The sequence below is a fragment of the Citrobacter sp. Cu233 genome, from assembly GCF_030332225.1.
Classification (GTDB): Bacteria; Pseudomonadota; Gammaproteobacteria; order Enterobacterales; family Enterobacteriaceae; genus Citrobacter.
The window spans coordinates 108470-120340 of sequence record NZ_JAOWIF010000042.1; the positions used below are offsets into that span (position 1 = coordinate 108470).

An 11871-nucleotide genomic window follows, 5' to 3' on the forward strand; every position below is an offset into this window, starting at 1 on the left:
CCGGGCGTTAACGTGGTAGGTGATTAACCGATCTGCCCGTTGCCTAAATGCTTAACGCGGCGCTTCACTTCTTCCTGCTTACCGGCGTTAAACGGACGGGCGTCCGGGCTACCTAAGTAACCGCAAACACGACGGGTTACCGATACGCGCGCGGCGTCGTGGTTACCACATTTCGGGCAGGTGAAGCCTTTGCTGGTGCATTCGAACTCACCGGTAAAGCCACATTCGTAGCACTCATCGATTGGCGTGTTGGTCCCGTAATACGGCACGTGCTGGTAGCTGTAATCCCACACGTCTTCCAGCGCTTTCAGGTTGTGCTGAATATTCGGATACTCGCCGTAGCAAATGAAGCCTCCGCTCGCCAGTGGCGGGTACGGCGCTTCGAAATCGATTTTGTCGTACGGGTTCACCTTCTTCTCTACATCAAGGTGGAAGCTGTTGGTGTAGTAACCTTTGTCGGTTACGCCTGGCACCACACCAAATTCGGCGGTATCGAGGCGGCAGAAACGGTCGCACAGGTTTTCGCTCGGTGTGCTGTACAGGCTGAAACCGTAGCCGGTCTCGTCTTTCCACTGATCAACAGCCTGACGCAGACGTTCGACAATGGCGATACCTTTGGCGCGCAGCTCTTCGCTGTCGTACAGGTGCTTATCACCAAACAACGCGTTAATGGTCTCGTGAATGCCGATGTAACCCAGAGAGATGGATGCGCGGCCATTTTTAAAAATTTCAGACACATCATCGTCCGCTTTCAGGCGAACACCACAGGCACCTTCCATATACAGGATTGGCGCAACGCGGGCTTTCACACCTTCCAGACGTGCAATACGGGTCATCAGCGCTTTACGTGCCAGAATCAGACGGTCGTCGAGCAGCTTCCAGAAGGTGGTTTCGTCACCATGGGCTTCCAGCGCGATGCGTGGCAGGTTCAGGCTAATAACGCCAAGGTTGTTACGTCCGTCGTGAACCTGTTCGCCGTTCTCGTTTTCCCAGACACCAAGGAAGCTACGGCAGCCCATTGGGGTTTTGAACGAACCGGTGACTTTCACTACCTGATCGTAGTTCAGGATATCCGGGTACATACGCTTGCTTGCGCATTCCAGCGCCAGCTGTTTAATGTCGTAGTTCGGATCGCCAAACTTGTGGTTCAAACCGTCACGAATCGCGAATACCAGTTTCGGGAAGACGGCTGTTTTACGGTTTTTACCCAGTCCCGCGATGCGGTTACGCAGAATGGACTGCTGGATCAAACGTGATTCCCAACTGGTTCCCAGGCCAAAACCAAAGGTGACGAACGGTGTCTGACCATTAGCGGTATGCAGGGTATTCACTTCATACTCGAGGGACTGGAATGCGTCATAGCACTCTTTCTCGGTACGAGAATGTGCATAACCGTCGGCATTCGGGATCTGCCACTCTTCAGCGGTTTTACGGTGCTTGTTAAAGCTCTCGGTGACGAACGGCGCGAGAACTTCATCAATACGGTTGATCGTGGTGCCACCATAAATGTGGCTGGCAACCTGCGCGATGATTTGTGCCGTGACGGCGGTCGCGGTGGAGATGGATTTTGGCGGCTCAATCTCCGCGTTACCCATCTTAAAGCCCTGTGTCAGCATGCCTTTCAGGTCGATCAGCATGCAGTTAAACATCGGGAAGAACGGCGAGTAGTCGAGATCGTGATAGTGAATATCACCGCGCTCGTGTGCCTGAACGACATCACGCGGCAGCAGGTGCTGGCGCGCATAATGTTTGGCGACGATACCGGCCAGCAGGTCACGCTGGGTCGGGATCACTTTGCTGTCTTTATTGGCATTTTCATTCAGCAGAGCAGAGTTGGTTTGCTCAACCAGACCACGAATTTCCTGGTTCAGACGGCCACGTTTTTCACGCTGTATATCACGGTCGTGGCGATATTCGATGTACGCACGGGCGAGTTGTTTGTACGGACCAGACATCAGCTGGTTTTCTACCGCTGTCTGGATCTCGTTGATATCGACCTGGCTGCGCTCATTCATCTGACTACTAACGACTTCTGCGACGGTGGCACAGTAATCTGCGTCATCGACTCCCGCTGCTTTAGCTGCACGCAGAATGGCTTCTTTGATGCGCTCTGATTTAAACGGCACTTTACAGCCATCTCGTTTCATCACATGCGGTGTCATGATCACTCCATATTTATAAGAACAGGTTATCCACAGAGGCTGGGGAAGCGGCCATGGGGTTATTCATCTATCAGGCCAATGACTTCCCACAATCCTGACCCACTTTATCCACAATTCCACCGCTAACCGGGGAAATGTCGTTGTAGCAATTGTAGTCGATTAATACAATATATTGGGTCGGCGTGCATTTTAAGTTCTATATGTAGTGATTTGCATCAAGGATGTTTACGATTTATTTGATGTAGCGCAAAGTAAAAACTGAAGCGTACAGATGACGGGCACTGCAGCCGATTGTAAATTGTGGTGAGAAAAATCTGATTAATTATTCAACAAAAACATGAAGGTAAGCTGGACACACGCAGTGAAGCCCGGCAACGCTATACGTGCCGGGCAAGAAGCCAATTGCAAGCTATTTTTGCAGCCACCAGACGGCTTCAAAAGGACGTAATGTCATGCCTCCTGGCTGGCTGGCGACCTCGGCATAGTTGTGCATCAGCACCTGCCAGTTGCCGTCGGTATGAGTGGGTTGCCAGGGCTGGAAGGTGTTGCTCAGGTTGGCAACGACCAGCAGCCGTTGCCCTTGCCACTCGCGCTGATAGCACCATATGTGCGGGCTGTCAGGTATCAGATCCTGGTAGTCACCCCAGGTGATTACCGGTTCTGCTTTACGCAAGGCGATCAGCTTCTGATAGGTATAGAACACCGAGTCGGTATCGCTCAGCGCGGCTGCCACGTTGATATCTGCTGCGTTGTCACACAGATTAATCCACGGCTCACCCTGGGTGAAGCCCGCGTGTTTGCTGGCATCCCACTGCATCGGGGTGCGGCTGTTATCGCGGGATTTACTGGCGAGGATCGCCAGTAAATCGTCGGCATCGCGTCCCTGACCGTTCAGTTCGGCAAACATGTTATGGCTTTCGACATCGCGATAATCGGTTATCTGGCGGAAGTGTGGGTTGGTCATGCCAATCTCTTCGCCCTGGTAGATATAAGGCGTACCCTGCATCCCGTGCAGCACCATGGCCAGCATTTTGGCGGCAGGAACGCGGTATTTCTCTTCATCGCCAAAACGCGAAACGATACGCGGCTGGTCGTGGTTACACCAGAACAGCGCGTTCCAGGCCTGATTATGCATTCCCTGCTGCCAGTGGCGGAACAGGGTTTTTAGCGCCACATAGTCGGGTTTTGCTAGCGTCCATTTCTCCCCATTGGGGTAATCCACTTTCAAATGGTGGAAGTTAAAGGTCATTGACAGTTCGCTGCCGCCCAGCGCGGCGTACTGCTGGCAATTTTCCAGCGTGGTGGAAGACATTTCGCCTACAGTCATCAGATTGCGTGGGGTGAATACGTCGCGGTTCATCTCACGCAAAAATTCATGTGCGCGTGGGCTGTCGGTATAAAAACGGCGTCCATCGCCGTCAGGATCGTTCGGGAAGTCCTGATCTTTAGAGATAAGATTCACCACGTCGAGACGCAGACCGTCCACGCCGCGATCGGCCCAGAACTCGCACACTTTTTTCAGTTCAGCACGAACCGCCGGGTTTTCCCAGTTCAGATCGGCCTGCTCCGGGGCAAAGAGGTGCAGGTAATACTGCTCGCTTTCGGCGTGCCAGCTCCAGGCGCTGCCGCCAAACTTGGAGCGCCAGTTGTTCGGGCTGACCTCTGACGTGCCATCGCGCCAGAGATAAAACTGACGATACGGACTGTCTTTATCCAGCGCCTCGCGAAACCAGGCGTGCTGTGTTGAAGTATGGTTAAACACCATATCAAGGATAATACGGATGCCGCGCACTTTTGCCTGCGCCACCAGTTCGTCGAAGTCTTCCAGCGTACCGTAGGCCGGGTCGACGGACGTGTAGTCAGCGACGTCGTAGCCGTTATCAACCTGTGGAGATATATAGAAAGGGGTCAGCCATATCGCATCGACGCCCAGTTTTTGCAGGTAGTCGAGGCGCTTTGTTACACCGCGTAAATCGCCGGTGCCGCTGCCGGTCGTGTCCTGAAAGCTCTTGGGGTAAATTTGATAGATAACGCCGTTTTGCCACCAGTGTGGAATATTCATGGTTGTTTCCTGCAAATGCGATGGGGCGCAACTGCGCCCCGAAGAAAAGTCAGACAATCTGTAAGGTGCCCTGACGGTATTTACGCTGGTAGATGAACGAGGTCAGTACCATCGGGATAACAATTGAAATCACCATCGCCAGACCAAATACCTGCCAGTACGTTGGCTGGATGGAGAGGATGCCTGGCAAGCCGCCGACGCCAATGCCGTTTGCCATCACGCCGTTCAGGCCGCACAACAGCCCGGCAAGGCCCGAACCAATCATCGCGCACAGCATCGGGAAGCGATATTTCAGGTTGATACCGTACATTGCGGGTTCAGTCACACCCAGATAGGCGGAGATCGCTGCGGGAACGGAGATTTCACGTTCGTTGTGTTTGCGACTGGAGATAATGATGCCGACCACTGCGGAGGCCTGAGCGATGTTAGACAGCGCGATCAGTGGCCATACCGGTGTGCCGCCCATGCTCTGGATCATCTGCATGTCAATAGCCAGCGTGGTCTGGTGCACGCCGGTAATCACCAGCGGGGCATACAGGAAGCCAAACAGCGCTGCACCAATCGGGGCAAAGCTGCCGGTCATCAGATGACGCACGGCAAACGCCACACCGTCGCCAATCCAGCGGCCAAATGGACCGATAAAGGCATGGGCGAGGAACACCGCCAGGATCAGCGAACATACCGGGACGATGACCAGATACAGATAATCCGGGACGATGCGTTTCATCCGCGTTTCAATAAAGCCGAGCGCCAGACCCGCCAGCAGCGCCGGAATAACCTGCGCCTGGTAGCCCACTTTCTCGATAGTAAACAGGCCGAAGTTCCACACTTCCGGTACCTGCTGGCCGAGCAAATAGGCGTTCATCAGTTGCGGAGAAACCAGCGTGACGCCGAGCACGATGCCGAGGATCGGCGTACCGCCCATTTTCTTCACCGCCGACCAGCAGATCCCGACTGGCAGATAGAAGAAGATCGCCTCGCCAATCAGCCACAGAAAGTCATAAAGCGTTTTGAGCGAGGGATGCATCTGCGCCAGCGTCTGGCCGTTGCTCATCGGCAGATCGCCGATCACATTACGAAAACCTAAGATCAAACCACCGCTAATCAGCGCAGGCAGCAGTGGGAAGAAGATCTCCGCGAAGTGAGAAATCAACTGCTCGTGCCACTTCATGTTCTGCCGCGCGGCTTTCTTTGCCTGCTCTTTGTCGGCACTGGCTTGTCCGGTGGTCGCCAACAGCGCCTTGTAGTAATCACCGACCTCGGTGCCGATCACTACCTGAAACTGCCCGGCGTTGGTGAAGCAGCCTTTGACCATCGGTAGCTGTTCGATCTCTTTGGGCCTGGCATTCGCGGGTTGATTCAACACAAAACGCAGGCGCGTAATGCAGTGACTCACCGTGGCGATATTGTCGCGCCCGCCAACCAGCTCTATCAGCCGGTCGATATCCGCTTGTTTTACTTTGCTCATGATGACGTGTGTTCCCCGTAGGTCGGATTAGACGCTTTCGCGACGTCATCCGGCAGCTGTCTCGTTGTTGGTGCCAGAGTATATCGTCGGTGAATATTTAAAAATGGGAACGTTCCCGAAACGCAGCGAAGATCACAAATTAGTGCTCAGAAAGCGATCAGGAGAGGGTGGCGGGAATGATGATTTGCCGCAGTTCGCTGCGGCCGTTGATCTGTTCGATCAGCTGTAATGCCGCTTGCCGTCCGGCTTCAGCATAGCCGGGATCGACGGTGATGATCTCCGGATGGAGGAATTTCATCAGCGGCGTATTACCAACGCTCGCCAGTTGCAGGTTGTTGATTCGCTGTTCCTGCAGATATTTGCTGACACCAAGGGCAAGTGTGTCCGTTGCACAGACTAACGCGGTGGTTTCCGGCGTAATGACATCGGCGGCATGCTCATAGCCCTGCTTCATGGCAAGACCGGGCAGAGCAGCGACAGGGTGTAGCTTATGTTTCTTGCAGAAGGTCAGGTAGGCCTCATGACGGCGCTTACCGGTGGTGACGTCGCTATGGGGGACACCAAGGAAACTGATATGACGATGTTCGCGATCGTACAGACGCTGCATCAGGGTATGAATGGCGCCTTCGTCGTCATAACAGACTGAGGCAAAACCTTTGGCATCCCTGGCCAGCAGCACCAGAGAGTCCTGCCAGGAGGTGAGCATGGTTTCCGTTACGCCGGTAAAACCAAACAGCACCACCCCATCAATGTTGCGACGTTTGAGCATTCCCAGATGTTCTTCTACCAGTTCAGGTGAGAACTGGCTTTCCATCATAATCGGATCGTAACCCTGCTCATAAAAGGCTGGCAGCATGGTCTGCACCGCGAGGTTTTCTGAAAGTGAGTCCAGACGTGTGACGATAATCGCCACGACTTTGTCGCTTTGCCCACGCATGGCACGTGCGGATCGGGAAGGGGAGAAACCGTGCTGATTCATCACTGCTTCAACACGTTCACGGGTGCGTTCACTAACGCCGCTTTCGTTGTTGAGCACACGGGAAACCGTTGATTTCCCCACGCCGCTTAAGCGGGCGATGTCTTTAATAGTCAGCCGATTTTGCATCCTGTTTTCCCGTTGCGCACTTTTTCAGTTATATCAAAGAGAGTAACTTTACTCATGTGGAGTGCAATGGGCAAAGTCTGCTTTAAACCGTTCACCATTCAGGCGATGTGTATACGTTTGGTTTAGTTTCCGTGCTGTATCATACCGCCATAATTGTCACAAACCTTATGGTTTTCTGCGTATAATCCGCAGCGCTTATCGTTCACTTACCGGAGGCTATATGGATCCCGATCCCACCCCTCTCCCTCAATGGAGAACCCCCCTTCTCCGGTAAGCCTGTTTTCACTGTCTTACCGGAGCTGTAAGACAGTGACGTTCTGACGTCCCTGTTGTGATTTTAAAATTGCCACCAGGCAAGGCTTTGCCACGCCTGAAGGATTTACTGCGCCTGTTTATACTGGTGCAGAGGGACTGCCTATGTTCAAAAATATTACCCGCCAGCTGTTTGCCCGGCTTAACCGCCATTTGCCGCATCGTTTGGTGCATCGCGATCCGTTGCCTAATGCGCAGACCGTTGCCAGCACACCGATCCCACCGTCACTCAGTGAACATTGCCTGAAGATGGCACTGATGGATGAAGAGGCGCTGTGGAAAACGTTTGATGCGCATCCGGAAGGATTGAATGCCGCAGAAGTGGAGAGCGCCCGCGAAAAGCATGGCGAAAACCAGTTGCCGACGCAAAAGCCGTCGCCGTGGTGGATACATCTGTGGGTCTGCTATCGCAACCCGTTTAATATTCTGCTGACTATTCTGGGCGGCATTTCTTATGCAACTGAGGATCTGTTTGCTGCTGGCGTCATCGCCTTGATGGTGTGTATCTCAACGCTGCTGAATTTTGTGCAGGAAGCGCGTTCGACCAAAGCGGCGGATGCGCTGAAAGCGATGGTCAGCAATACCGCAACCGTCCTGCGTGTCATCAACGAAAAAGGGGAGAACGGCTGGGTTGAACTGCCGATCGACCAGTTGGTTCCTGGCGATATTATTAAGCTGGCAGCTGGCGATATGATCCCGGCCGATTTACGTATCGTCCAGGCGCGCGATCTGTTTGTGGCGCAGGCTTCGCTGACCGGTGAATCTTTGCCGGTTGAGAAAGTGGCGACCAGCCGTGACCCGCAGCAAAGCAATCCGTTGGAGTGCGATACCCTGTGTTTTATGGGCACCAATGTGGTGAGCGGAACGGCACAGGCCATCGTCATTGCAACCGGGGCTAATACCTGGTTTGGACAACTGGCAGGCCGCGTCAGCGAGCAGGAAAATGAGCAAAATGCCTTCCAGAAAGGGATCAGCCGCGTCAGCATGTTGCTGATCCGTTTTATGTTGGTGATGGCGCCAATTGTTCTAATCATCAATGGCTACACCAAAGGTGACTGGTGGGAAGCGGCGCTGTTTGCGCTGTCTGTCGCGGTGGGGCTGACGCCGGAAATGCTGCCAATGATCGTCACCTCAACGCTGGCGCGCGGGGCGGTGAAGCTGTCCAAACAGAAGGTCATCGTCAAACACCTCGATGCCATCCAGAACTTTGGCGCGATGGATATTCTGTGCACCGATAAAACCGGTACCCTGACTCAGGATAAAATAGTGCTGGAGAATCATACCGATATCTCCGGTAAGCCCAGCGAACATGTCCTGTATTCCGCGTGGCTCAACAGTCATTACCAGACCGGGCTGAAAAACCTGTTGGATACTGCGGTTCTTGAAGGTGTGGATGAAGAATCAGCCCGTCAGCTCTCTACCCGCTGGCAGAAAATTGATGAGATCCCGTTTGATTTTGAGCGTCGGCGGATGTCCGTGGTTGTGGCGGAAGAAACCGATGTGCATCAGTTGGTATGTAAAGGGGCGTTGCAGGAGATCCTCAGTGTCTGTACCCAGGTGCGTCATAACGGTGAAATTGTCCCGTTGGATGAGAACATGCTGCGCCGGGTGAAACGCGTTACCGATACGCTGAACCGTCAGGGGTTGCGCGTGGTCGCGGTGGCGACGAAATACCTGCCTGCGCGTGAGGGAGATTACCAACGTATTGATGAGTCAGACCTGATCCTCGAAGGTTATATCGCCTTCCTCGATCCGCCGAAAGAAACGACCGCCCCGGCGCTGAAAGCCCTGAAAGCCAGTGGTATTACGGTGAAAATTCTCACCGGTGACAGCGAACTGGTTGCGGCGAAAGTGTGTCATGAAGTGGGTCTGGATGCAGGTGATGTGGTGATCGGCAGCAGCATTGAAGGGTTAAACGACGACGAGCTGGCAACACTGGCTCAGCGTACCACGCTATTTGCCCGTCTGACGCCAATGCACAAAGAGCGCATTGTCACCCTGCTCAAACGTGAAGGTCACGTAGTGGGCTTTATGGGCGATGGTATCAATGACGCTCCGGCGCTGCGCGCGGCGGACATCGGTATTTCCGTCGATGGTGCGGTTGATATTGCGCGTGAAGCGGCAGACATCATCCTGCTGGAAAAGAGCCTGATGGTGCTGGAAGAAGGGGTGATCGAAGGGCGTCGTACCTTCTCGAACATGCTGAAGTACATCAAAATGACGGCCAGTTCCAACTTTGGTAACGTGTTTAGCGTGCTGGTGGCGAGCGCATTTCTGCCGTTCCTGCCGATGTTGCCGCTGCACTTACTGATTCAGAACCTGCTGTACGATGTATCCCAGGTGGCGATCCCGTTTGATAACGTTGATGAAGAGCAGATTAAAAAGCCGCAGCGCTGGAACCCTGCCGAGCTGGGACGCTTTATGATCTTCTTTGGACCGATCAGCTCTATCTTCGATATTCTGACATTTTGCCTGATGTGGTTCGTTTTCCATGCCAATACGCCAGAACATCAGACGTTGTTCCAGTCAGGCTGGTTCGTGGTCGGTCTGCTGTCGCAAACGCTGATTGTGCATATGATCCGTACCCGTCGCGTGCCGTTCATCCAGAGTCGCGCCGCATGGCCGTTGATGCTGATGACGCTGGTCGTGATGGTGGTGGGCATTGCGTTACCGTTCTCGCCATTGGCCAGCTACCTGCAATTGCAGGCATTGCCGCTGAGCTACTTCCCGTGGCTGATTGCGATTCTGGCAGGCTACATGACACTGACCCAGTTAGTGAAAGGTTTTTATAGCCGTCGTTACGGCTGGCAATAACCGCGACACGTCTCAACAGGATGGTGTTAGCACCATCCTGCATTTCTCTTCTTCGTTCGAAGATATTCCTGCGTAATATTGTTGTTTTATTTTTATTGAAATACCAACGCGGCTAATTAGTATAAAACCGCGTCTTTTGCGTTGCTTTTTTATCAGGAAAACGATCTGCGTTGCAAAAATGAAACAGCGTGCTAAAAATTATAGAGCTTGGTTTTTTTTTGTGAAGGCAGTCATCGAAATAAATTGTTACACCAGTTAGTCTGCACCGGTAACGTCGTTAAGAAAGTTTCTCGCTGCCCATTTTTAATTCCGGCAGTCATTTGCTCTGCAAGCTATTCCTGTTAATGGATATTATGAACTTCTGGAGAAGGACAAATGAAACTGACAAAAAACCTGATAAGTCTGTGTATTGGCGCTTCGGTATTACTGGCCAGCCATTCAGCGTTGGCACAAACCTTCCGCGCCGCAGATGTGCATCCGGCTGATTACCCGAACGTGGTGGCAGTGAAACACATGGGGGAAAAGCTCAGCGCGGCGACTGATGGTCGTCTGGAAATTAAAACATTTCCCGGTGGTGTGTTAGGCGATGAAAAACAGATGATTGAACAGGCGCAATTAGGCGCTATCGATATTATTCGCGTCTCGATGACACCTGTCGCTGCTATCCTCCCTGAAATTAACGTCTTTACCCTGCCGTATATTTTCCGTGATGAAGACCATCTGCATAAGGTGCTCGACGGCATGATCGGCCAGGAAATTGGCGACCGTCTGACGGCCAATACCAAATCACGACTGGTGTTTTTGGGCTGGATGGATGCGGGGACGCGTAACCTGATCACCAAAAACCCGGTGGTGAAACCGGAAGATTTACACGGTATGAAAATCCGCGTTCAAGGGAGTCCGATAGCGCTGGACACCTTAAAAGCGATGGGCGCTAACTCTGTTGTAATGGGCGTCAGCGAAGTCTTTAGCGGCATGCAGACCGGCGTTATTGATGGCACGGAAAATAACCCGCCAACGTTTGTCGCGCACAACTATTTACCGGTCGTTAAAAACTACACCTGGAGCAAACATTTTATTATTCCTGAATTATTTCTTTTCTCGAAAGCGAAATGGGACAAATTGAAAAAAGAAGATCAGGATCTCATTATTAAACTCGCCAAAGAAGCACAGGTAGAACAACGCAAACTTTGGCAGGATTATAATGCGAAATCACTGGAAACGATGAAAGCCAACGGCGTTCAGTTCCACGATATTGATACGGATTATTTCTATAAAGCCACGCAGTCAGTGAGGGATAATTACGGTAAAGACCACCAGGATTTGATCAAGCGTATTCAGGATGTGCAGTAGTTCATCGGGCGGATGATATCCGCCTGAATCATTTGATTAATTCGAGGTGATGATTATGGGTGAATGCTATTCATCGGTAATGGATTTTCTTTATCGGGTCTCAATGTGGATTGCCGGTGTGGCATTATTGGTGATGGTTGCCATTATCCCGATTGGGATATTCGCACGTTATGTCCTGAACAATGCCCTGTCATGGCCTGAACCCGTCGCTATTCTCTGCATGGTGACATTCACCTTTATTGGTGCGGCGGTAAGTTATCGCGCAGGCTCGCATATCGCAGTGAGTATGGTCACTGACCGCCTGGGTGAAAGCGCCCGTCGTTATTGCTTTATTGTCGCGGATATCATGCTGGCGGCGATAAGCCTGTTTATCCTCTGGTACGGTTCCACGTTGTGTCTTGAACTGTGGGATCAACCCGTTGCGGAATTCCCGATTTTAAGCGCCGGGCAAAACTATCTTCCGCTGCCGATTGGCTCTGCTATCACGCTGCTCTTTATTGTTGAGAAGGTTTGCCGTGGCCCGCAGTACCAGCGTCCTGTTGTCATGCTGGGTTCGACCAGCTAATTACCGCCCCCATTTCATTAAGGAAAGCAG

At 52.6% G+C, this 11871-nt stretch carries 7 protein-coding genes; 3 read left to right on the top strand and 4 right to left on the bottom strand.

Annotated elements, in window-relative coordinates; translation table 11 throughout:
• Nucleotides 1-23: 23 nt before the first annotated feature.
• The 4 genes from nrdD to treR form a co-directional block, all read right to left on the bottom strand.
• A complete protein-coding gene (gene nrdD, locus OGX95_RS19090) occupies nucleotides 24-2162 on the bottom strand; it encodes an anaerobic ribonucleoside-triphosphate reductase (RefSeq protein WP_286630584.1) in 2139 nt (712 codons plus the stop codon).
• Between the two features lie 409 nt (nucleotides 2163-2571).
• Nucleotides 2572-4224: an alpha,alpha-phosphotrehalase gene (gene treC, locus OGX95_RS19095; protein ID WP_286630585.1), complete on the bottom strand. Its 1653-nt coding sequence runs from the start codon at nucleotides 4222-4224 to the stop codon at nucleotides 2572-2574.
• A 49-nt stretch (nucleotides 4225-4273) separates the two neighbouring features.
• Complete coding sequence (treB, locus tag OGX95_RS19100; RefSeq protein WP_286630586.1) at nucleotides 4274-5692, bottom strand: PTS trehalose transporter subunit IIBC; 1419 nt, start codon at nucleotides 5690-5692, stop codon at nucleotides 4274-4276.
• A 157-nt stretch (nucleotides 5693-5849) separates the two neighbouring features.
• Nucleotides 5850-6797 carry a trehalose operon repressor TreR gene (gene treR / locus OGX95_RS19105; RefSeq protein ID WP_286630587.1) on the bottom strand — a complete coding sequence of 316 codons (948 nt, stop codon included), beginning with the start codon at nucleotides 6795-6797 and terminating at the stop codon, nucleotides 5850-5852.
• Nucleotides 6798-7214: 417 nt separating this feature from the next.
• Here treR and mgtA point away from each other — a divergent pair, with 417 nt between their 5' ends.
• From mgtA to OGX95_RS19120, 3 genes are all read left to right on the top strand, one after another.
• Nucleotides 7215-9923 carry a magnesium-translocating P-type ATPase gene (gene mgtA / locus OGX95_RS19110; RefSeq protein WP_286630588.1) on the top strand — a complete coding sequence of 903 codons (2709 nt, stop codon included), beginning with the start codon at nucleotides 7215-7217 and terminating at the stop codon, nucleotides 9921-9923.
• Nucleotides 9924-10298: 375 nt separating this feature from the next.
• A complete protein-coding gene (locus OGX95_RS19115; protein WP_286630589.1) occupies nucleotides 10299-11276 on the top strand; it encodes a TRAP transporter substrate-binding protein in 978 nt (325 codons plus the stop codon).
• 55 nt (nucleotides 11277-11331) lie between these two features.
• A complete protein-coding gene (locus OGX95_RS19120) occupies nucleotides 11332-11841 on the top strand; it encodes a TRAP transporter small permease (protein ID WP_286630590.1) in 510 nt (169 codons plus the stop codon).
• The last annotated feature ends 30 nt before the right edge of the window (nucleotides 11842-11871 follow it).

Excerpts from the sequence above, each read along its gene's own strand:
- nrdD (WP_286630584.1), bottom strand. The coding sequence starts at position 2,162 with ATGACACCGCATGTGATGAAACGAGATGGCTGTAAAGTGCCGTTTAAA.
- treC (WP_286630585.1), bottom strand. The coding sequence starts at position 4,224 with ATGAATATTCCACACTGGTGGCAAAACGGCGTTATCTATCAAATTTAC.
- mgtA (WP_286630588.1), top strand. The coding sequence starts at position 7,215 with ATGTTCAAAAATATTACCCGCCAGCTGTTTGCCCGGCTTAACCGCCAT.
- OGX95_RS19120 (WP_286630590.1), top strand. The coding sequence starts at position 11,332 with ATGGGTGAATGCTATTCATCGGTAATGGATTTTCTTTATCGGGTCTCA.
- treR (WP_286630587.1), bottom strand. The coding sequence starts at position 6,797 with ATGCAAAATCGGCTGACTATTAAAGACATCGCCCGCTTAAGCGGCGTG.
- OGX95_RS19115 (WP_286630589.1), top strand. The coding sequence starts at position 10,299 with ATGAAACTGACAAAAAACCTGATAAGTCTGTGTATTGGCGCTTCGGTA.
- treB (WP_286630586.1), bottom strand. The coding sequence starts at position 5,692 with ATGAGCAAAGTAAAACAAGCGGATATCGACCGGCTGATAGAGCTGGTT.